At 69.9% G+C, this 19,862-nt stretch carries 20 protein-coding genes; 9 read left to right on the top strand and 11 right to left on the bottom strand.

Features of this window, described 5'->3' with window-relative positions; genetic code table 11:
• The first annotated feature begins 241 nt into the window (after nucleotides 1–241).
• From AB0L65_RS46060 to AB0L65_RS46045, 4 genes are all read left to right on the top strand, one after another.
• Nucleotides 242–1,501 carry a glycosyltransferase family 4 protein gene (locus tag AB0L65_RS46060; RefSeq protein WP_364259880.1) on the top strand — a complete coding sequence of 420 codons (1,260 nt, stop codon included), beginning with the start codon at nucleotides 242–244 and terminating at the stop codon, nucleotides 1,499–1,501.
• A 3-nt stretch (nucleotides 1,502–1,504) separates the two neighbouring features.
• Nucleotides 1,505–2,215: a methyltransferase domain-containing protein gene (locus AB0L65_RS46055; protein ID WP_364259877.1), complete on the top strand. Its 711-nt coding sequence runs from the start codon at nucleotides 1,505–1,507 to the stop codon at nucleotides 2,213–2,215.
• Nucleotides 2,212–3,267, top strand: a complete 1,056-nt coding sequence (locus tag AB0L65_RS46050) for a prenyltransferase (protein ID WP_364259874.1) — start codon at nucleotides 2,212–2,214, stop codon at nucleotides 3,265–3,267. The genes AB0L65_RS46055 and AB0L65_RS46050 overlap by 4 nt, the downstream gene beginning before the upstream one ends.
• 123 nt (nucleotides 3,268–3,390) lie before the next feature.
• Nucleotides 3,391–4,386, top strand: coding sequence for a DUF1702 family protein (locus tag AB0L65_RS46045; protein WP_364259871.1), 996 nt, complete (start codon nucleotides 3,391–3,393; stop codon nucleotides 4,384–4,386).
• Here AB0L65_RS46045 and AB0L65_RS46040 read toward each other — a convergent pair whose 3' ends face one another.
• Nucleotides 4,387–5,016 (bottom strand): class I SAM-dependent methyltransferase, encoded by a 630-nt coding sequence (locus tag AB0L65_RS46040; protein ID WP_350729798.1) that lies wholly within the window; start codon nucleotides 5,014–5,016, stop codon nucleotides 4,387–4,389. It abuts the gene before it with no gap.
• An 85-nt stretch (nucleotides 5,017–5,101) separates the two neighbouring features.
• On the opposite strand from AB0L65_RS46040, the gene AB0L65_RS46035 reads away from it, so the two are divergent.
• Genes AB0L65_RS46035 through AB0L65_RS46025 form a run of 3 tightly spaced genes read left to right on the top strand, consistent with a single transcriptional unit; the run spans nucleotide 5,102 to nucleotide 6,863 of the window.
• Nucleotides 5,102–5,554: a pyridoxamine 5'-phosphate oxidase family protein gene (locus AB0L65_RS46035; protein WP_364259868.1), complete on the top strand. Its 453-nt coding sequence runs from the start codon at nucleotides 5,102–5,104 to the stop codon at nucleotides 5,552–5,554.
• On the top strand, nucleotides 5,551–5,742 hold the full coding sequence (locus AB0L65_RS46030; RefSeq protein WP_350729366.1) for a ferredoxin: 192 nt from the start codon (nucleotides 5,551–5,553) through the stop codon (nucleotides 5,740–5,742). The genes AB0L65_RS46035 and AB0L65_RS46030 overlap by 4 nt, the downstream gene beginning before the upstream one ends.
• A 32-nt stretch (nucleotides 5,743–5,774) precedes the next feature.
• Nucleotides 5,775–6,863 (top strand): Zn-dependent alcohol dehydrogenase, encoded by a 1,089-nt coding sequence (locus AB0L65_RS46025; protein ID WP_364259864.1) that lies wholly within the window; start codon nucleotides 5,775–5,777, stop codon nucleotides 6,861–6,863.
• A 39-nt stretch (nucleotides 6,864–6,902) separates the two neighbouring features.
• Here AB0L65_RS46025 and AB0L65_RS46020 read toward each other — a convergent pair whose 3' ends face one another.
• From AB0L65_RS46020 to AB0L65_RS46005, 4 genes are all read right to left on the bottom strand, one after another.
• Nucleotides 6,903–7,487: a TetR/AcrR family transcriptional regulator gene (locus tag AB0L65_RS46020; RefSeq protein ID WP_364259861.1), complete on the bottom strand. Its 585-nt coding sequence runs from the start codon at nucleotides 7,485–7,487 to the stop codon at nucleotides 6,903–6,905.
• Between the two features lie 20 nt (nucleotides 7,488–7,507).
• Complete coding sequence (locus AB0L65_RS46015; RefSeq protein ID WP_364259858.1) at nucleotides 7,508–8,761, bottom strand: cytochrome P450; 1,254 nt, start codon at nucleotides 8,759–8,761, stop codon at nucleotides 7,508–7,510.
• Nucleotides 8,762–8,912: 151 nt separating this feature from the next.
• On the bottom strand, nucleotides 8,913–10,070 hold the full coding sequence (locus tag AB0L65_RS46010) for a HAMP domain-containing sensor histidine kinase (protein WP_364259855.1): 1,158 nt from the start codon (nucleotides 10,068–10,070) through the stop codon (nucleotides 8,913–8,915).
• The gene (locus tag AB0L65_RS46005; RefSeq protein ID WP_364259852.1) at nucleotides 10,067–10,723 is read right to left on the bottom strand and encodes a response regulator transcription factor; all 657 of its coding nucleotides are present in this window, start codon (nucleotides 10,721–10,723) and stop codon (nucleotides 10,067–10,069) included. The genes AB0L65_RS46010 and AB0L65_RS46005 overlap by 4 nt, the downstream gene beginning before the upstream one ends.
• A gap of 119 nt (nucleotides 10,724–10,842) precedes the next feature.
• Between AB0L65_RS46005 and AB0L65_RS46000 the strand changes: the two genes are divergently transcribed.
• Both AB0L65_RS46000 and AB0L65_RS45995 read left to right on the top strand, forming a co-directional pair.
• Entirely contained in the window at nucleotides 10,843–11,943 is a 1,101-nt protein-coding gene (locus tag AB0L65_RS46000; RefSeq protein WP_364259849.1) for a serine hydrolase domain-containing protein, read from the top strand.
• A 133-nt stretch (nucleotides 11,944–12,076) separates the two neighbouring features.
• Nucleotides 12,077–12,520, top strand: a complete 444-nt coding sequence (locus AB0L65_RS45995) for a macro domain-containing protein (protein WP_364259846.1) — start codon at nucleotides 12,077–12,079, stop codon at nucleotides 12,518–12,520.
• 251 nt (nucleotides 12,521–12,771) lie between these two features.
• Here AB0L65_RS45995 and AB0L65_RS45990 read toward each other — a convergent pair whose 3' ends face one another.
• The 6 genes from AB0L65_RS45990 to AB0L65_RS45965 all read right to left on the bottom strand — a co-directional run bounded on the left by AB0L65_RS45990 (nucleotide 12,772) and on the right by AB0L65_RS45965 (nucleotide 19,666).
• Complete coding sequence (locus tag AB0L65_RS45990; protein ID WP_350729357.1) at nucleotides 12,772–13,773, bottom strand: sugar phosphate isomerase/epimerase family protein; 1,002 nt, start codon at nucleotides 13,771–13,773, stop codon at nucleotides 12,772–12,774.
• A 3-nt stretch (nucleotides 13,774–13,776) separates the two neighbouring features.
• Nucleotides 13,777–14,934, bottom strand: coding sequence for a Gfo/Idh/MocA family oxidoreductase (locus AB0L65_RS45985; protein WP_364259843.1), 1,158 nt, complete (start codon nucleotides 14,932–14,934; stop codon nucleotides 13,777–13,779).
• Nucleotides 14,935–14,945: 11 nt separating this feature from the next.
• Entirely contained in the window at nucleotides 14,946–15,998 is a 1,053-nt protein-coding gene (locus AB0L65_RS45980) for an ABC transporter substrate-binding protein (RefSeq protein ID WP_363976548.1), read from the bottom strand.
• The gene (locus tag AB0L65_RS45975) at nucleotides 15,995–16,924 is read right to left on the bottom strand and encodes an ABC transporter permease (protein WP_364259840.1); all 930 of its coding nucleotides are present in this window, start codon (nucleotides 16,922–16,924) and stop codon (nucleotides 15,995–15,997) included. The genes AB0L65_RS45980 and AB0L65_RS45975 overlap by 4 nt, the downstream gene beginning before the upstream one ends.
• Before the next feature lie 83 nt (nucleotides 16,925–17,007).
• The gene (locus AB0L65_RS45970; RefSeq protein ID WP_350729349.1) at nucleotides 17,008–18,492 is read right to left on the bottom strand and encodes a sugar ABC transporter ATP-binding protein; all 1,485 of its coding nucleotides are present in this window, start codon (nucleotides 18,490–18,492) and stop codon (nucleotides 17,008–17,010) included.
• Nucleotides 18,493–18,508: 16 nt separating this feature from the next.
• A complete protein-coding gene (locus AB0L65_RS45965; RefSeq protein WP_364259837.1) occupies nucleotides 18,509–19,666 on the bottom strand; it encodes an ROK family transcriptional regulator in 1,158 nt (385 codons plus the stop codon).
• Between the last annotated feature and the right edge of the window lie 196 nt (nucleotides 19,667–19,862).

The following is a 19,862-nucleotide window of genomic DNA, read 5'->3' as shown; positions in this document are numbered from 1 at the left end:
ATCGCGTATAGCAATCTGTCTGGGACGGAATGTACAGCTAAGCGCCCAGATAGGGCACCAGCCACCTAGAACCCGTTCCACCGAACCACGCTCGGTTACGGTAACGTCGCAGTTCGCACGACGTTTAACCGTAATTGTGAACAATTCCACCCGACCTACCGAATGGTAGCCTTCTCGGACTAAGGTCATCTTCACGGTACACGCCCATCTCAAGGGCCCTACCGGCGGAGAAAGGGGTGTCGTGGAAGAGCCAGCCCGGCGGGATCGAAGGCTGCGAGTCGCGTTGTTGTCCTACCGCAGCAAGCCCACCTGTGGTGGCCAAGGCGTCTATCTTCGCCACCTCAGCCGCGAGCTGGTCGCCTTAGGGCACCACGTCGAGGTGTTCTCCGGCCAGCCCTATCCCGAGCTGGACGAGGGCGTCATCCTGCGCGAGGTGCCCAGCCTCGACCTCTACCGCGACGAGGACCCGTTCAGAACGCCCAAGCTGCACGAATACCGCGACTGGATCGACTTGCTCGAGGTCGGGACGATGTGGACGGCGGGGTTCCCCGAGCCGCTGACGTTCACGCTGCGGGCCTACCGCGAGCTGAAGAAGCGCATCGGCGACTTCGACGTCGTACAGGACAACCAGACCCTCGGATACGGCCTGCTGGGCATCCAGCGGATGTTCCCCGTGGTCGGCACCATCCACCACCCGATCAGCGTCGACCGCCGCATCGAGCTCGAGGCCGCCACCGGCGGGAAGAGGCTGAGCCTGCGCCGCTGGTACGGGTTCGTGAAGATGCAGTCGCGCGTCGCGCCCCGGCTGAGCCCGATCCTGACAGTCAGCGAGTCGTCGCTGGCCGACATCCACCGCGACTTCAACGTCCCCCAGGCGAACATGCGCCTGATCCCCCTCGGCGTCGACACCCGCTACTTCCACCCGCGCCCGGACAAGCCCCGGCGCAAGGGCTCGATCGTGGCCGTGGCCAGCGCGGACTCGCCCATGAAGGGCGTCGCGACGCTGCTGCGGGCGGTCGCGAAGCTGGCCACCGAGCGCGACGTGCACCTCACCGTCGTCAGCCGACCCACCCCCGGCGGCCCGACCGAGCAGCTCGTCCAGGAGCTGTCGCTGCAGGACCGGGTGCGTTTCGTCCACGGCATCTCCGACGACGAGCTGGGCGAGCTGATCGCCACCTCGGAGATCTCGGTCGTCCCCTCCCTCTATGAGGGCTTCTCGCTGCCCGCCGTCGAGCACATGGCCTGCGGCACGCCCCTGGTGGCCAGCCGTACGGGAGCGCTGCCCGAGGTCGTGGGCGACGCCGCCATCCAGGTGGCCCCGGGCGACCCCGAGGAGCTGGCCGCGGTGCTGCGCCGCCTGCACGACTCCCCCGAGGAGCGCGAACGCGTGGGCAAGGCCGGATACGACCGCGTCATGGAGCGCTACACCTGGCACGTCGTGGCCAAGAAGACCGTCGAGGCATACCTCGAGGCCATGGAGAACCACAAGAGGAGAGGCTGACCAGTGCTGACCGTCGACTTCGCCCGGCTTCCCGTCGGCCCCGGCGTGCGCCTGCTCGACCTGGGCTGCGGCGGCGGCAGGCACGCCTTCGAGGCGCTGCGCCGGGGAGCGGACGTGATCGCGTTCGACATGGACCAGGCGGAGCTGGACGGCGTGGCGGCCATGTTCGCGGCGATGGACAAGGCGGGCGAGGTGCCGTCAGGGGCGAGCGGGCAGATCGTCCAGGGTACGGCGCTGGACATGCCGTTCGAGGACGGCAGCTTCGACCGGGTCATCGCGGCCGAGGTGCTGGAGCACATCCCGGACGACATGGCGGCCATGCGCGAGCTCTTCCGCGTGCTCAAGCCGGGCGGTACGGCGGCCGTCACCGTGCCGAGCTTCCTGCCCGAACGGATCTGCTGGGCGCTGGACGAGGCCTACCACACGGCCCCCGGGGGACATGTCCGGATTTATACGTTGGCTGAGCTGTCGGCCAAGCTGAAGTCCATCGGGTTCGAGATCGGCCCCCACCACCACGCCCACGGCCTGCACGCGCCGTACTGGTGGATCAAGTGCGCGGTCGGCGTCGGCAACGACGACCACCCGCTCGCCAAGGCGTACCACGAGCTGCTGGTCTGGGACATCATGAAGCGCCCGGCCGCCACCAGGATCGCCGAAGCCGTGCTCAACCCGATCATCGGCAAGAGCGTGGTCCTCTACGTCAGGAAGCCATGATCTCCCACGCGGAGGTCGTGCGGACGGGCGAGAGCATCGCGACGATCCAGCAGGACGACGGCGGCGTGCCGTGGCCGGAAGGCCACGTGGACGCCTGGAACCACGTCGAGTGCCTGATGGCCATGTCCGTCGCGGGACTCGGCGAGCCGGTACGGCGCGGCTACGCGTGGCTGGCCCGCCACCAGCGCCCCGACGGCTCCTGGCCGATGAAGCTGGCCGACGGCGTGCCCACGGAGCAGGGCGGCGAGAGCAACCACGCCGCCTACGTCGCCGCCGGGCTCTGGCACCACCATCTCGTGACCGGCGACCAGGCGTTCACCGAGGAGCACTGGCCCATGGTCAAGGCCGCGCTCGACTACGTGGCGGGGCTGCAGACCGAGCGCGGGGAGATCGTCTGGGAACGCGACGCGCACGGCGTCGCCTCGACGCTCGCGCTGCTCACCGGGTGCTCCTCCATCCACCAGGGGCTGCGCTGCGGCGTGCTGCTCGCGGACCACCTGGGCGACCCGCAGCCGCACTGGGAGCTGGCCGCCGACCGGCTGGCGCACGTGCTGGCGGCGCATCCCGAGGCGTTCGCGGACAAGAGCCGCTTCTCCATGGACTGGTACTACCCGGTGCTCGGCGGCGCGGTGCGCGGGCCGCAGGCGTTCGAGCTGCTGGAGCGCGAGTGGGCCACGTTCGTGGTGCCCGGGCTCGGGATCAGGTGCGTGTCCGACCAGCCGTGGGTGACGGGGGCGGAGACGTGCGAGCTGGTGCTCGCGCTCGACGCGCTGGGAGACCGGGGGCGGGCGGTCACGCTGTTCACGGACGTGCAGCATCTGCGGCACGAGGACGGCTCGTACTGGACGGGCTGGCAGTTCGCGAACCTCAAGCACTTCCCCCACGAACGGTCCGGGTACACGGCCGCCGCCGTCGTGCTCGCCGCCGACGCGCTGCTGGCGCTGACGCCGGGGTCCGGCCTGTTCAGGGACATCGTGGGGACGTCGGTGTCCGACCCGGAGACCTGCGGCTGCGCCGCCGGCACGGGCCTGGTACGCCGCGACGACCTCTGACCTCACCCCCGCACAAGCGCTTTTGCGGGTTCTTTGCCGCCGAAATCCGGTGCGCCGCCGATGATCGACGCAATGGGCTTACTAGCTTCTGAGTGACTCGTACGAGGCGTCTTCGGGGGAAGCGTGGGCGACACGGGCACAACTTCGTTCTTGGATCAGGTCAGGACCGAGCCGACACTGTCCCGGGCGAGGGGGCTGCGGAGGTTCCTGGTCAAGGATCCTCTGGAGTCCGATCTGGGCCGGCGACGATTCCGGCTCAGAGGAGGAGCTTCCCGAGCGGTCTTCACCGATGCCGAAAGTGCATACGTTTTCGGCTTCAACGCGGTGACGTCCCGGGAGATTGAGAAGGTCGAGGACATATCGGCTGAGCAGCGGCCCTTCGGCTACGAAGGGGCGGCCGCCGCCTGCACCGTACTCGACCTGCTCACGCTGACGCGGGGCCGGCGCCTTCACGAGCTACTCACCGGCCCCGCCCAGCATCATCGCCACGCCGCCTACGTCGGCGCCGGTCGCGGCTACGCCCTGCTGCGGCTGCGGCCCCTGTGGGGCGCGCGGCGCGCGCATCCGCTGCTGCGCTGGCTGGCCGTGGACGGGTTCGGGTTCCAGTGGAGCCTGGCCAGGGCCGACCGCATGGTGGGCGAGCGCACGATGCCCGATCTGCTGACCCGGGCGCACTGCGCGGTGTTCGATCAGGGGCTGGGGCGGCTGCTCTGGTACCACGACAGCGCCTCGCCCGACGACATCGCCGCCAGGATCGGTGGATATCCGGCGGGACGTCGGGGCGACCTGTGGAGCGGGATCGGGTTCGCGGCGACGTACACGGGCGGGGCCGACTCCGACGAGCTGTGGTGGCTGACCGAGCACGCCGGGGCCGACGGGTTCCGCGCCCAGCTGGCCCAGGGGTGCGCGTTCGCCGTCGCCGCCCGGCTGCGGTCGGGGACGCTGCCGGACCACACGGCGCAGGCCGTGCCGATCCTGGCCGGGGCCGAACCCGAGGCGGCCGCCTCGTGGACGGACCAGGCGCTCCTCGCGCTCGGGCACGAGGCGCACACGCACGAGGACTTCCAGCGCTGGCAGTCGCAGACCCGCCGGTCCTGGAGCCAGCGCCACCGCTGCTGACTAGATTCCGGGGCCGACGCGCTCCAGCACGCGGAGCGAGCCCTCCACCGACACCTCGCTGAAGGCGCCCGACCGCACCGCCCGCTGGTAGACCCGGTACGGCGCCTGCCCGCCGTCGGCGGGATCGGGGTAGATGTCGTGGAAGACCAGCGCCCCGCCCTCCATGACGTGCGGCGCCCAGCCCTCGTAGTCGCGGGTCACCGGCTCCTCGGAGTGCCCGCCGTCGATGAACAGCATCCCCAGAGGCGTCCTCCAGAGAGCGGCGACCTGCTCCGACCGGCCGACGATCGCGATCACCTCGTCCTCGAGCCCCGCGGCCGCGATCGTGGCCCTGAACGTCGGCAGCGAGTCCATCTTGCCGAACCGGGGGTCCACCAGCGTCGGGTCGTGATGGGCCCACCCTGGCTGGATCTCCTCGGAGCCCCGGTGGTGGTCGACGGTGACGACCACCGACCCGGCCTGCCTGGCCGCCGCGCCGAGATAGACGGCCGACTTCCCGCAGTATGTGCCGATCTCGCAGACGGGGCCCAGCTTCCCGTACTGGCAGGCGGCCTCGTACAGGGCCAGCCCCTCGTTGTGCGGCATGAATCCCTTGGCGTGCTTCGCTGCGTAGAGCAGCTCTGACGGCATCGTCATGGGGATGCAGCCTAGCCGAACCGAATAACATTCCAGGGGACCCTTGCAGCGCCGTTCTGAAACCTGTTCTACTTACACCGTGAATCAGCGCGCTCGCATCGCCATGTCGGACGACGACGTCACCGCCTTCCTGGAGAGCTCGCGCAAGCTGCAGCTGGCCACCATCAACGCGGACGGCACACCCCATTTGGTGACGATGTTCTATGGGCTCGACAAGGGACGCATCACCTTCTGGACCTACGCGAAAGCCCAGAAAGCCCGCAATCTTGCCCGTGACTCCCGGGTGAGCTGCCTGATCGAGACGGGCGACGACTACGCCGAACTCCAAGGCGTCCTGGTGTACGGGAACGCCGAGCGGGTGGACGGCCGCGACCGCGTCATGGACATCGGGATGACGGTCGCCCGCCGGATGACTCCGGGCGTACCGGACGAGCTGCTGCGCCCGTATGTGGAGCAGACCGGGCAGAAGCGAGTTGCGTACGTCGTGGAGTACACCAAAGTGGTCTCATGGGATCACAGGAGGCTCGCATGAGAGTCAAGGTGGACGAGCTGGTCTGCGAGGCCAACGCCGTGTGCATGGGGCTCGCGCCGGAGGTGTTCGAGGTGGACGACGACGACCAGCTCCACGTCCTGCTGCCAGAACCGCCCCCCGAGATGCAGGACCGCGTCCGCCACGCCGTCCGGTCCTGCCCCAAAGCCGCCCTTTCCCTAGAGGAATAGCCCCGCTAGGCACCAGCCGGAGGAGGAACCCCATGCGCGCCGCGATCCTGCACGCCGTAGGCAACGACAAGCTGGACATCCGCGACGACGTCACCCTGGCCCCCGTCGGGCCGGCGGACGTACGCGTACGGATCAAGGCGACGGGCGTGTGCCACTCGGACCTGTCGGCCATGACCGGCGTACTGCCGCAGCCCGTGCCGCTGGTGCTCGGGCACGAGGGCGCGGGCGCGGTGGTCGAGGTGGGCGAGCACGTCACCTCGCTCAAGCCGGGCGACCACGTGGTCATCAACTGGCGGCCCGGCTGCCAGGAGTGCGACCTGTGCCTGGGCGGCCAGCCGTACCTGTGCATCAAGTACGTGGTCGAGGCGTTCAGCAAGGGCAACTTCCGGTTCGGCGGCGACGGGGCGACGGCGTACGGGATGGCCGGGTGCGGCACCTGGGCCGAGGAGATCGTCGTGCCGTGGCAGGGCGCGATCAAGATCGACGAGGACGTGTCGTGGGAGGCGGCGGCCCTGATCGGCTGCGGCATCACGACCGGCGTGGGCGCCGCGATCAACACCGCGAAGGTCCGCCCCGGCTCCACGGTCGCGGTGATCGGCTGCGGCGGCGTCGGCCTGTCGGTCATCCAGGGCGCCCGCCTCTCCGGCGCCCGCATGATCCTCGCGATCGACCCGCTGGAGTCCAAGCACGAGCTGGCCAAGAAGGTCGGCGCCACGCACGCCGTCACCCCGGAGCAGGTCCCCGACACCCTGAACGAGCTCACCGCCGGCGCCGGCTTCGACTACGGCTTCGAGGTGGTCGGCAAGGCGGCCACCATCCAGAGCGCCTGGCAGATCACCCGGCAGGGCGGCGACGTCATCGTGGTCGGGGCGGGCGCGGTGGACGACATGGTGTCGATCTCGGCGTTCAGCCTGCTGTTCGAGGGCAAGAACCTGCTGTCCAGCCTGTACGGCGAGGCGGACGTGCGCCACGCCTTCCCCTACTTCGCCAAGCTCCACAAGGCCGGCAAGCTGGACCTGGAGTCGATGATCAGCGCCCGCATCCGCCTGTCGGACCTGAACGACGCGGTGGCGGCGCTGCGGGGCGGCGAGGTCCTCCGCCAGATCGTCGTCATGGACTGACTCTGTTCCGAGTGAAAGGGGCCGCCGCGGTGGCCCCTTTCACTGCGTCGGCGCCGGCGCGAGCCAGTGGCGATTGAGGTCGCTCACGGCCTCCAGCCAGACCTGCGGCCGCTCTCCGGCGGCGATCGCGTCCGCGGCGCTGTGCAGGACGGTGAACAGGAGCGTGGCCGCGACATGCGGGGCGACCTGGCGGAACGCGCCGTCGTCCATGGCCCGCCGCAGCGCCTTGGCGATGGCGGCGATGATGTCCGGCCCACCATCGGGCGCGGGGTTGGAGTGGAAGACCGCGGCGTGGAGCCCGCCGGGCCGGGCGATGGACTCGACGGCCGCCGCGCATTCGGCGTCGAGGGTGGCCCACCAGTCGATCGGCTCGGTGGATTCGGCGAGCCGGTGGAAGCGGTCCACGTAGTCCCGTAGCACGCGGTCCCGTACCGCGGTGACCATCTCCTCCCAGGAGGAGAAGTAGACGTAGAAGGTGCCCTTGGCGGCGTCGGCTTCGGCGGTGACGGCCTGGACCCAGTTGGTCACGTCCTGCCCGGAGTCCAGGAGCCGAATGGCGGCGTCGATGAGTTCGCCGCGCCTGGCCTCGGGGGAAAGGCGGCGCCGGCTCCTGGAGGTCACCATCGCATCAGGTTAGCCGACCGTCACGTCATCACCCCTGCGTGCGAGATGAGGAGCTCGCTGACGCCGCGAAGGTTGATGTGCTCCCGGTACGGCGGCGGGTCGGCAACCAGCTTGGGCTCCCGTACGCGCCGGGCGAACGCGGCCAGCGCCACCCGGCCTTCGAGCCGGGCCAACGGCGAGCCGAGGCAGAAGTGCGGACCGAAGCCGAAGCCCAGATGCCGCGCCTGCTCGCGGGCCGGGTCGAACCGGTCCGGGTCCGGGTTCGCCTCCGGGTCCCGGTGGGCCGCGGCCAGCAGCAGGATGACCAGGCTGCCCGCGGGCACCTTCGCCTTCCCGACGCTCATGTCCTCTTTGGCGACCCGGGCGGTGAGCTGGACGGGCGGGTCGTAGCGCAGGGTCTCCTCGACGACCGCGGACGCCGTACCGGGGTCGGCGCGCAGGGCGGCGAGGTGGCCGGGGTGCCGCAGCAGGGCGAGCACGCCGTTGGCGATCAGGTTGACCGTCGTCTCGTGCCCCGCCACCAGCAGCAGCACGATCGTGGAGACCAGCTCGTCATGGCTGAGCGCGTCGCCGCCCTCCTGCGCGGCGAGCAGCTCGGAGATCAGGTCGTCCCGGCGCGGGCTCCGGCGCCGTTCGGCGACGAGGTCGTTGACGTACCGGTGCATGTCGGCCATGCCACCCGCCCACTCGTCGTTCCCGTCGCCAGGATTGCCGAACCCGTCGAGCAGCCGGGTGAGCTGGGCGGTCCACCCGTGGAACAGCCGCTCGTCGGCCTGCGGCACGCCGAGCATCCGGCAGATGACCGTCACCGGCAGCGAGTAGGCGAGGCCGGACATCACGTCGAACGCCTCCCCCTCGGCCGCGCGGTCGAGGCACTCCTCGACCAGCCGCGTGACGGAGTCCTCCATCCGGGCGACGGTACGGGCGGTGAACGCGCTGCTGACCAGACGCCGCAGCCGGGTGTGGTCCGGAGGATCCAAGGAGAGGAACCACGGCCGCCGTACCGAGGCGGGAGCGTCCGGAGGGTACGGGTCTGCTGCCCCATCGGGCTGGAAGAACCGCCACCGCTCGGCGCTGAGCCGCGGGTCGCGCAGCAGCGTCTCGCAGTCGTGGTAGCTGGTCACCACCAGCGAGGACATCTCCTCGATCCACAACGGGCCGCGGGCGCGGAACTCGGCGTAGATCGGGTACGGGTCGGGCCTCGACGCGGGGTCGAGCAGCTTGCCGACCAGGTGGAGACCGGACGAGGTCTCGCTGTCCGTTGCCATGGACATCTGCGCTCCTTGAAGTCGCACACTATTGACCTTAGGTCATTAATAATGACCCGAGGTCAATATGTCAATGACGGAACCGTTTCGTACAAAAAGCGCCCGGTTCAGCCGCGCGCCCGCTGGACTCCTGGATGCGGGCGGCGCCCACCTCGCGTCAGCGTGCCGGCCGATCTGCCCTCGCCACCGGGCTCCGCGGGAGGTCGACGGTGACCTCGAGGCCGCCGCCGGTCCGGGCGGCGACCGCGACCCGTCCCCGGTGGGCGAGTGAGACCGCGCGCACGATCGACAGTCCCAACCCCAGGCCGGCGGTACGGACGCGGGTTCCCTGCCCATGCACGAACGGTTCCAGCGGCGTCTCCGCTTCGCCGGGCGGGATCTCGCGGCCGGTGTTGGAGATCCGCAGCACGGCGCGCCCACCCGCCGTACCCGTGTCGACGACCAGGTGCCCGCCTGCCCGGTTGTAGCGGACCGCGTTGTCGACCAGGTTGCCGATCATCCGTTCCAGCAGGACCGGTTCACCGCAGACCGGTGCGGTCCTGAGCCGGGGTTGTACGGCGATACCGGCGGCCGCCGCCCGCGCCGCGGCGGCATCCAGGGCGGCGGCCACCACAGCGGCCAGGTCGACCGGTTCCCGCGCTCCGAGCCCGGCCTGGCTGCGCGCCAGCAGCAGCAGCCCGTCCAGGACGCGCTGCATGTGCTCGACAGCGCCGCGTACGTCGCCGGCCATCGCGAGCAGCTCGGCACGGCTGGGCTCTCCGTCCAGGGTGACGTCGATCGCCGTGCGCGCGGTGGTCAGCGGCGTACGCAGCTCGTGGGCGGCGTTGGCGGTGAACAGCCGCTGGCTGTCCAGGATCCGGTCCCGCTCGGCGACGCCGCGCTGGATGCGGTCCAGCATCCCGTTGATCGTGCCCGCCAACGCCGACAGCTCGTCGGCAGGGGTGGTGACCTGCACTCGCTCGGTGAGGTTCTCGGCCGACAGCCGCCGGGCGGTGGAGGAGATCATGCGGATCGGCCGCAGCACCCGACCGGCCACCAGCCAGCTGAGCACGGCGGCCAGACCGGTCACCACGACGAGCGCCAGACCGGCCTGGGACAGCAGCGCGGACAGGGTGTCGGCCTGCACCCGGTCGGCCAGAGCGCGCAGCCCGTCCTGCGGCGGCGTGTCCGGCGAGGGAGTGCCGGTCGGGTCCAGGTGGGTGAAGAACGCGCGGCGCCGCATCAGCAGGTACGTCAATCCGGTCAGCGCGGCGCCGGCGGTCAGCACCAGGGCGGTCTGCAGCAGAGCGAGCCGGGCCCGGGCGGTCAGCCTCACGGGCCGATCCGGTAGCCGGCGCCGGTGACGGTCTCGATCAGCGGCGGGTCGCCCAGCTTGCGGCGCAGCGTGCCGACGGTGATCCGGACCGCGTTGGTGAACGGGTCCGCGTACTCGTCCCACACCTTGTCCAGCAGGGTTTCCGCGCTCACCACGGCACCCCCGGCGGCCAGCAGCTGCTCCAGCACGCCGAACTCCTTGGGCGTCAGGCGCAGCAGCCGCCCGTCTCGCTCGGCGCTGCGCCGGGCCGGATCCAGGGCCACTCCGGCGGCGCGCAGCACCGGTGGACGGGCCGGCGCGCTGCGCCGTACCAGGGCGTGGACCCGCGCGACCAGCTCGGAGAACGCGAACGGCTTGCCCAGGTAGTCGTCCGCGCCCAGCATCAGCCCGCCGACCCGGTCCTCCACGGCGTCGGAGGCGGTCAGCATCAGCACCCGCGACACCCCCCGCTGGGCGAGCCGGCGGCACACCGCGTCGCCGTGCACGATGGGCAGGTCCCGGTCCAGGACCACCACGTCGTACGGCGTGATCTCGCACTTGTCCAGAGCACTCCGGCCGTCGAGGGCGACGTCGACGGTGAAACCGTGCTTGCGCAGCCCGGCTTCGATGTAGCCGGCGAGGGGCTGCTCGTCTTCGACCAGGAGCACGCGCATCCGGGCAGTATCGCAACGCCCGCATATGGAACACATATGGGCCGCCGATCGGCCACCGATCGGTGCCGGCCGGTAGATGTGATCACCCTCGAAGTCCCGCCAGGAAAGGGTGATCGACCATGACGTCCGCACACCGGAGAAAGACGATCTCAGCAATGGCCGCCGGGGTGGCATGCGCGGTGCTGGCGCTGAGCGTCCAAGGACCCGCGGCCGCCGCCGACCAGGTCAAGCTGGGAGACGTCCAGCAGGCGATGAAGGACGTGGCGAAGACCGACGGCGTGGTGGGCGCCATCGGAGAGGTGTACGTCGACGGCAAGCGGGTCGGCCAGGGGACGGCGGGTTCGCGCCTGCTCAATGGCAAGGGCGGCCGCATCCCCCCGGATTCCCGTTACCGCATCGCGTCCCAGACCAAGCTCATGGAGGCCGCGGTCATCCTGCAACTGGTCGGGGAAGGCAAGCTGAGCCTGGATGACAAGCTCAGTGACGTCCTGCCCGAGATGGCCGAGCACGACTACGTGGATCGGGCCGGGGAAATCACCGTGCAGCAGCTGATCCGGCACACCTCGGGCATCCCCGACTTCATCGAAAGCGGGAAGTTCGATGTCTTCGACTTCACCACCGCTTACCAGCCGATCGACCTGGTGAAGGCCGCACGTACCGTGCCTCGCAAGGGCGAGCCGGGAGAGTACCTCTACTCCACCACCAACTACGTCCTCCTCGGCATGATCATCGAGAGGCTGACCGGCCATGATCGGGCCGGCGAGTTCAAGCGGCGCCTGTTCACCCCGCTCGGCATGAACCGCACCTATCTGGCCACCAAGGTCTCCGACCAGATCAAGGGCCCGCATGGACACGGCTACCACCCCGACGCCAAGGGCCTGCCCCGCGACGTCGACCGGCTCAACGCCACCATCGGCGCCGAAGGAGCGATCTCCACCGCGCACGACGCCAGCGCCTTCTACCGCGCGCTCAACCAGGGCCGGCTGCTGCCGCCGGACCTGCAACGGCAGTTGCCGCGGCCGCGGCCCAGCCTGTGCGGCGGAACGGTCGCGTCGGCCGCGGGCGGCATGCCCGGGATCAACTCCGTCACCTTCTCCTCGGCCGACGGCCGGCTTCAGTTCGCGGTGGCCGCCACGCTGAAGATCGACAACGAGCAGGCCATGGCCGTCGGTGACGCCATCAACAAGGCCGCGGAAGCTGTGCTGTGCCCCAGCCAATGACCGGAGCCATCCGTCGACCGCGATCCCTCCGCGTGAACCGTTCCCTCCTGACCGCGCTGGCCTGCACCGGCATCCTGACACCGGAGACGTCCGGCGCCGAGGCCCTCGCGCGGACCGAGGCGGCAATCCGTCCTTGATCACGGAAACCACCGGCGACCTGCTCCAAGACGACGCGCAAGCCCTCGTCAACGCGGTCAACACCGTGGGGGTGATGGGCAAGGGGATCGCCCTGGAGTTCAAGCAGGCGTTCTCCGAGATGTTCGCCGCCTACGCGCAGGCGTGTGCCGACGGCCGCATGCGGATTGGACACGTCCTTCCCGTACGGCTCGGCGGCGGCGATCGGTGGGTGCTCAACTTCCCGACCAAACGCCACTGGCGGCAGAAGTCCAGGCTGCCGGACATCGCCTCAGGGCTGGACGACCTGGCGCGGCTACTGGTCGAGCTGCGCCTCGGCAGCGTCGCCATCCCACCCCTGGGCTGCGGGCACGGTGGGCTCACCTGGCCGGAGGTGCGAGCGCTCATCTGGGAGAAGCTGGGCGATCTGGACCTCGACATCCGGCTGTACGGCCCCGGTTGAGGGTCGAGCGGCTACCACTCGCCGATGAAAGGATGAGCGGCCTTCCCGCACGGCATCCGAGGTCAGTCAAAGGACGGGCGCATGGGGCGGAGCCTCAAGCCCGTCAGACGCAGCCCGAGCGACAGCGAGGACCGCTCGGCGCGGGCTCCAGCAGGCCAAGCCGGTAATCGGGCAACGGGTGGGCGCGGGGGGCCTGAAGGGAGGCGCTGTCTGGAGCTCCGAGGCGGGCAGCGCCCCCCTTGTGAAAGGCCTTACGTCGTGGAGAAGGCGGCGTCGAAGGCGGTGGCCGGTGGGGTGATGGAGTTGAGCTTGCGGATGTAGCCGAGCGCCTCCCGAGCCCCATCCAGCCGGTCCATCCCCGCGTCCTCCCACTCGATCGAAATGGGCCCTTCGTACCCGATCGAGTTCAGCGCCCGGAAGCAGTCCTCCCAGGGCACGTCGCCCCGCCCCGTCGAGACGAAGTCCCAGCCGCGGCGCATGTCGGCCCACGGCAGGTGCGAGGACAGGCGGCCCTTGCGGCCGTCGCCCACGCGCATGCGCGTGTCCTTGCAGTCGACGTGGTAGATGCGGTCCTTGAAGTCCAGGATGAACCCGACCGGGTCCAGGTCCTGCCAGACCATGTGGGACGGGTCCCAGTTCAGGCCGAAGGCGGGGCGGTGGCCGATCGCCTCCAGGGTCCGCGCGGTGGTGTAGTAGTCGTACGCGATCTCACTCGGGTGGACCTCGTGCGCGAAGCGCACCCCGACCTCGTCGAAGACGTCGAGGATGGGGTTCCAGCGGTCGGCGAAGTCCTGGTACCCGGCGTCCACCATCGACGCCGGCACCGGCGGGAACATGGCGACCGTGTGCCAGATCGACGACCCGGTGAAGCCGACCACCGTGTCCACGCCCAGCAGGGCGGCCGCGCGGGCCGTGTTCTTCATGTCCTCCGCCGCCGCCTGGCGGACCGACTCGGGGTCGCCGGAGCCCCAGATGCGGGCGGGGAGGATGGACTTGTGGCGCTCGTCGATGAGGTCGCACACCGCCTGGCCGACAAGGTGGTTGGAGATGGTCCAGACCTTGAGGCCGTGCTTGTCGAGCTGGGCGTGCTTCTGCTCCACGTACGACGGGTCCGCCACGGCCTGGGCCACGTCGAAGTGGTCGCCCGAGCAGGCGATCTCCAGGCCGTCGTAGCCCCATTCGGCGGCCAGCCTGCACACCTCCTCGAACGGCAGGTCGGCCCACTGCCCCGTGAACAGGGTGACAGGTCGCATGTGTCAGTCCTCCACGTTCATGTAGCGGCTGCCCTCAGCCGCGCTCCGCTCGACCGCCTCCAGCACCCGCTGCACCCGAAGCCCGTCGGCGAACGACGGCGTGGGGTTGGCTCCGGTGGCGATCGCCTCCAGGAAGTCGTTGATCTCGTGGGTGAAGGTGTGCTCGTAGCCGAGCCCGTGCCCGGGCGGCCACCAGGCGCCCACGTAGGGGTGGTCGGGTTCGGTTACCAGGATCCGCTCGAAGCCGCCGCCTCCGGAGCTGAACCACAGCTCGTTCATGGCCTCGAAGTCGAACGCCAGGCTGCCGAGCGAGCCGTTGATCTCGATGCGCATCGCGTTCTTGCGGCCGAAGGCGAAACGGGTGGCCTCGAACGAGGCCAGCCCTCCGCCCGAGAGCCGGCCGATGAACAGGGCCGCGTCGTCCACGGTCACCTGGCCCATGTCGCCGGTGCCGGTGGCCTCCAGGCCCGCGGACGCCGCGGCGACGGGGCGTTCCTTGATGAACGTCTCCGTCAGCGCGGAGACGCCCACCAGCTGCTGCCCGGTGATGAACTGGGCCGCGTCCACGATGTGCGAGCCGATGTCGCCCAGCGCGCCCGCGCCCGCCTTGTCCTTCTGCAGTCGCCAGACCAGCGGGAACTCCGGGTCGACGATCCAGTCCTGCAGGTACGCGGCCCGTACGTGCCTGACCTCGCCGATCCGGCCCTCCTCGACGTACCGGCGGGCGAGCGCGATCGCGGGCACCCGCCGGTAGTTGAAGGCCACCATGCTCTTGACCGAGGACGGCGCCGCCTGCGCGGCCCGGACCATGGCCTCGGCCTCTTCGACGGTGTTGGCGAGCGGTTTCTCGCAGATCACGTGCTTGCCCGCCTGCAGCGCGGCGATGGCGATCTCGGCGTGCGAGTCACCGGGCGTGCAGATGTCGACGATCTGCACGTCGTCGCGCTTGATCAGCTCTCGCCAGTCCGTCTCGACGTCGGCCCAGCCGAGCTGTGCGGCGGCCGCCTCGGTGCTCTCCTTCGACCTGCCGCCGAGCACCGCCATGCGAGGCACCAAAGGCAGGTCGAAGAAGGCCGAGACGCTGCGCCAGGCCTGGGAGTGGACGCGGCCCATAAAGGCGTAGCCGATCATGCCCACGCCGATGGTGGTCTTGTCTGACATGCAACCCCCGATCAGGATTCGAAGCCGAGCGCCAGGTACTTCTCGACGTTGTCCTTGGTAATGGTCTCGGATGCGAGCGTGATGGACTGCGGAACCTGGTTCTCCACCAGATCACTCATGCCCTTCCCCTGCGCGATCAGACGTGCGAGTTTGATCGCCGAGGAGGCCATCGTGGGGCTGTAGGTGACCGTGGCCTTCAGCACCGAGGTGCCCGACTGGATCTCCTTCATCGCGTTCAGCGACCCGGCGCCGCCGACCATGATGAACTCGTTCCGGTTCGCCTCCTTGATCGCGGCCAGCACGCCGACGCCCTGGTCGTCGTCGTGGTTCCAGAGCGCGTCGATCTTCTTGTGCGCCTGGAGCAGCGACGTGGCCACCTGGTTGCCGGTCTCGACGGTGAACTTGGCGTCCTGCTTGGCCGTGACGCTGAACCCGAACGTCTTCAGCGCGTCGGCGAAGCCCTTGCTGCGGTCCTGCGTCAGCGGCAGCGTGGCGATGCCCTGGATCTCGACGATGACGGGGTTGGCGACGCCCTTGTCCTTGAGCTGCTTGCCGATGTACTGCCCGGCCGCGACGCCCATGCCGTAGTTGTCGCCGCCGATCCAGGTCCGGTAGGCCAGCTTGTCGGGGAAGACGCGGTCGAGGTTGATGACCGGGATCCCGGCCGCGGTGGCCTGGAGCGCGACCTGGTTCAGCTGCTGGCCGTCGTTGGGCAGGATGACCAGCGCGCTCACCTTGGCCGCGATGAGCGACTCGACCGCGGAGATCTGCTGGTTGATGTCGTTCGTCGGCTCGACCGGCTTGAACTCCACGTCGGAGTACTGCTTCGCGGCACTCTCGGCGTTCTTGGCGATGGCCGCGATCCAGCCGTGGTCGGCGGCGGGCGCCGAGAACCCGATCGTGACCTTGTCGCCCGGCTGGTCGTTGCCGCTGGCCGCCGGGGCGGGCGCGGGCGCCGAGGCCGAGTTGCCGGTCGAGGCCGCGGGCTCGTTGCTGGTGCAGCCCGTCGCTAAGAGTACGGCTCCGCCGACGAGGAATCCCCTGCGCGCGACGTTCTCACTCATGGTGATCTCTCCTTCAAGTTCCGCCGCTGGAGAAGGACGGCGACGACGATGATCAGGCCCTTGGCGATCAGCTGGTCGCTGGTGTTGAGCCCGTTGAGAATGAACAGGTTCGTGATGAGGGTGAAGATCAGCAGGCCCAGGATGGAGCCCACGATCGTGCCCCGGCCCCCGGTGAGGAGCGTGCCGCCGATGATCACGGCGGCGATGGCGTCGAGCTCGTACAGGTCGCCGTGGGTGGACGAGCCCGTCGTCGTACGCGCCATGATGAGGATCGCGGCGATGCCGCAGCAGAGCCCCGACAGGGCGTAGAGCAGCATCGTGTGCCTGCGCACGTTGATCCCGGCGAGCCTGGCCGCCTCGGGGTTGCCCCCGACCGCGTACGTCCGCCGCCCGAACGTCGTGCGGTTGAGCACGATCCACCCGAGCACCACGACCAGCGCGAAGATGTAGACCAGCAGCGGGATGCCGAGCAGGCGCGTGGTCGACAGGTCCACGATGGCGGAGTTGTCGGACTGGATGAGCTGCGTCTTGCGGTCGGACATGCGCTGCGCCAGCCCTCGGGCGGCGACGAGCATGGCCAGCGTCGCGATGAACGGCACCAGTCGCCCGTAGGCGATGAGTAACCCGTTGACCAGCCCCGCCCCGGTGCCGACGAGGATGGCGCAGATCGCCATCACCACCGGCCCGTACGACTGCGTGGCCAGCGTCGTGGCCCAGACCGAGGCCAGCGCCATGACCGCGCCGACCGACAGGTCGATGCCGCCGCCGATGATCACGAACGTGGCCCCGACCGTGATCACGCCGATCGTGGCGGCCAGGGAGAGGATGCTGACGAGGTTGGAGGCGGTGGCGAAGTTCCCGGGCACGGTGACGAGGCCGACGACGATCAGCAGCGCCAGCGCCGCCAGCAGCCCGAGATGTCGCATTTCTCCGAAACTGGCGCGGAAGCCGCCCGGCGACGGGGGCGACCCCACTCCCGCGAGCGGCCGGTCCGTTGTGGGCTCGCTCATCACGCCGCCCTCCCATTCATGATCATGTCGAGTACGCGGTGCTCGTCCAGGCCCTCGGCGTCGCCCTCGTGGATGACCGTGCCCTCCCGTAACACGAGCACCCGGTCGGCCAGGCCGAGCACCTCGGGCACCTCGCTGGAGACCAGCAGCACGCCGATCCCCTGCTCGGCCAGGTTGCGGATCACCGCGTACAGCTCGGCCCTGGCGCCCACGTCCACGCCTCTGGTCGGTTCGTCGAGCAGGAGCAGCTTGCGGCCGCCGAGCAGCCAGCGGGCGAGCACGGCCTTCTGCTGGTTGCCGCCGGACAGGGTCCGGATCGGGCGTTCGGGATCGGGTGGCCTGATGTCCAACATTTCCGACAGGCGCTTGGCCTCGGCCCGCTCCCGCTTGCGGTCGATCCAGCCGAACCTGGCGAACCCCGGCAGGGTGCCCAGCGTGATGTTGGCGGTGACGCTCTGGTCGAGGAGGAGGGCCTGGGCCTTGCGTTCCTCCGGGGCCAGGCCCATGCCGCGTTTGACGGTGCCGACGACGCTGCGGCGCATGGGAGTTCCGGCGAGCAGGACGCGGCCCGAGGCGGGGCGGGCGCCGTACACGGCCTCCAGGATCTCCGAGCGGCCCGAGCCGACGAGCCCGGCCAGCCCGACGATCTCGCCCGCCCGGACGGAGAACGACACGCCCGAGAAGACTCCCGGCGAGGACAGGTTCTCGACCTTGAGCACCTCCTCGCCCGGCGAGCGGCCGGCCCGGGGCGGGAAGACGTACTCGACGTTCCTGCCGGTCATGAGCGAGACGATCTCCCCGGTGGGGGTGTCCCGCGCGGACAGGCCGACGGCGACCGTGCGGCCGTCCTTCAGCACGGTGACCCGGTCGCCGATCTCGCGGATCTCCTCCAGGCGGTGCGAGATGTAGACCACGGCCACGCCCTGGGCGGTCAGCTCGCGGATGATGCGGAAGAGGTTCGCGACCTCGTCGTGGGCGAGGGCGGCGGACGGCTCGTCCATGATGATCAGGCGGGCGTCGTGGGAGAGCGCCCTGGCCATGGACACGACCTGCTTGGCCGCCGGCGACAGCCGGCCCACCTCGGCCGACGCGCGGATCTCCCCGTGGCCGAGCCGTTCGAGCACCTCGCGGGCGGCGCGCCTGGCGGCCGCCCGGTTGACGAAGCCGAAGCGGGCGTGCTCGTGGCCGAGGAAGATGTTCTCGGCCACGCTGAGTCCGTCGACCAGGTCGAGTTCCTGGTAGATCGTGGCGAAACCGAGCCTGATGGCGTCGATGGGGCTGCTGGGGCGCACTTCCTGGTCGTTGAACAGGATCGTGCCCTCGTCCGGCTGGTGCGCTCCGGCCAGCACCTTGATCAGGGTGGACTTGCCGGCGCCGTTCTGGCCGAGCAGGCAGTGCACCTCGCCCGCCCGTACGTCCAGGTCGACCCCGTCGAGCGCGCGCACACCGGGGAACTGCTTGACGATGCCCTTCATGACCAGCATCGGGGAAAGGTCCCTTTCAGGCGTTGACGATCCGGTTGATGTTGTCCGGCGACAGGTAGTGCTCGATGGCGAGGATCCCCGCCCCGAGCGCGGCTGCGTTGATGCCCGTACGGCTCGGCGTGATCGACAGGTGATGCGTGGCCAGCGGGAGCGACCTGCGGTAGACCGTCTCCCTGATCCCGGCCAGCAGGTGCTCGTGCACCCGCGACAGGGCGCCGCCGATGACGATGACCTCGGGGTTGAAGAAGTTGACCAGGCTGGCCAGCACCTCGCCGACGAGCCGGCCGGCCTCTCTGACCAGCCGCAGCGCCTGGGTGTTGCCCGCCTGTACGAGCGCCACGACGTCGGCGCCCGACTCGGCCGGCAGGCCCAGCTCGCTCAGCCGCCGCGCGATGGCGGCACCGCCGGCCACGGCCTCCAGGCAGGCGCTGTTGCCGCACCGGCAGCCCGCGTCCTCATGGCCGCTGACCCGGATGTGCCCGATGTCGCCGGCCGAGCCCTGGGCGCCCCTGTGCAGCTTGCCCTCGGCCATGATGCCGCAGCCGATGCCCGTGCCGACCTTGACGAACAGCAGGTGGCCGGCGCCGGGGAACGAGTGACGGTGCTCGCCGAGCGCCATCACGTTGACGTCGTTGTCGACCAGCACCGACACGCCGTCGAAGTATTCGGGGATGGGGTAGTCGTTCCAGCCCGGCATGATCGGCGGGTTGTTCGGCCGTCCCGTGGCGAACTCCACCGGCCCCGGCACCCCGACCCCGATGGCGCGCAGCGCCGACCGGGGCCGCCCCGCCTCGCCGAGCAGCTGGTCGAGACGCTGGTCCACGTGGGCGAGCACCTTCTCCGGCCCCTCGCCGATCAGCAGCGAGTCCTCGCACTCGGCCAGCAGGTTGCCCGAGATGTCCATCAACACGACCCGGCAGTGGGTGGCCCCCAGGTCGACGCCCGCGAAGGCGTGGTCCTCGGTGTGCAGGCGCAGCTGGCGCGGCGGCCGGCCACCGGTGGACTCACCGCTCTCGGTCTCCTCGACCAGCCCGCGCTCGATCAGCGCGTCCACGCGCTGGGAGATCGTGGACCTGGCCAGGCCGGTGAGCCTCGCTAGATCGGAACGGGTCGTGGCCGAACCTGCGCTGATCAACGTCAGCACATCTCCGGCAGAGCCCGGCTGGGGGGTCATGCCGCGACAATAAGATCACCGATGCGGCAAATCAAGAGTGAGTATCGACAAAACTCCGGCGACTTCCGCCGAAGATCGAACAAAGCCCGGTTTTTCCGGCTTTTTGGGCATCTATCGCGGCTTCGTACTTCGGCCAAGGTCCTTCGATGAGCGGCCATGCCGGCGTCGCCCTCTGACAGAAGTCCCTCTGGGAGCC

The organism is Nonomuraea sp. NPDC052116 (genome assembly GCF_040680035.1).
Lineage (GTDB): Bacteria > Actinomycetota > Actinomycetes > Streptosporangiales > Streptosporangiaceae > Nonomuraea > Nonomuraea angiospora_A.
Note: the sequence above shows the minus strand (reverse complement) of the source record. Positions and strands in the feature narration are given on the sequence as shown.

Bases quoted from the DNA above. Each gene is read 5' to 3' on its own strand.
- AB0L65_RS45975 (WP_364259840.1), bottom strand. From the start codon at position 16,924: ATGCGACATCTCGGGCTGCTGGCGGCGCTGGCGCTGCTGATCGTCGTC.
- AB0L65_RS45965 (WP_364259837.1), bottom strand. From the start codon at position 19,666: ATGACCCCCCAGCCGGGCTCTGCCGGAGATGTGCTGACGTTGATCAGC.
- AB0L65_RS45985 (WP_364259843.1), bottom strand. From the start codon at position 14,934: ATGTCAGACAAGACCACCATCGGCGTGGGCATGATCGGCTACGCCTTT.
- AB0L65_RS45990 (WP_350729357.1), bottom strand. From the start codon at position 13,773: ATGCGACCTGTCACCCTGTTCACGGGGCAGTGGGCCGACCTGCCGTTC.
- AB0L65_RS46030 (WP_350729366.1), top strand. From the start codon at position 5,551: ATGAGAGTCAAGGTGGACGAGCTGGTCTGCGAGGCCAACGCCGTGTGC.
- AB0L65_RS46005 (WP_364259852.1), bottom strand. From the start codon at position 10,723: ATGCGCGTGCTCCTGGTCGAAGACGAGCAGCCCCTCGCCGGCTACATC.
- AB0L65_RS46050 (WP_364259874.1), top strand. From the start codon at position 2,212: ATGATCTCCCACGCGGAGGTCGTGCGGACGGGCGAGAGCATCGCGACG.
- AB0L65_RS45970 (WP_350729349.1), bottom strand. From the start codon at position 18,492: ATGCTGGTCATGAAGGGCATCGTCAAGCAGTTCCCCGGTGTGCGCGCG.
- AB0L65_RS45980 (WP_363976548.1), bottom strand. From the start codon at position 15,998: ATGAGTGAGAACGTCGCGCGCAGGGGATTCCTCGTCGGCGGAGCCGTA.
- AB0L65_RS46040 (WP_350729798.1), bottom strand. From the start codon at position 5,016: ATGCCGTCAGAGCTGCTCTACGCAGCGAAGCACGCCAAGGGATTCATG.
- AB0L65_RS46025 (WP_364259864.1), top strand. From the start codon at position 5,775: ATGCGCGCCGCGATCCTGCACGCCGTAGGCAACGACAAGCTGGACATC.
- AB0L65_RS46000 (WP_364259849.1), top strand. From the start codon at position 10,843: ATGACGTCCGCACACCGGAGAAAGACGATCTCAGCAATGGCCGCCGGG.
- AB0L65_RS46015 (WP_364259858.1), bottom strand. From the start codon at position 8,761: ATGTCCATGGCAACGGACAGCGAGACCTCGTCCGGTCTCCACCTGGTC.
- AB0L65_RS46020 (WP_364259861.1), bottom strand. From the start codon at position 7,487: ATGGTGACCTCCAGGAGCCGGCGCCGCCTTTCCCCCGAGGCCAGGCGC.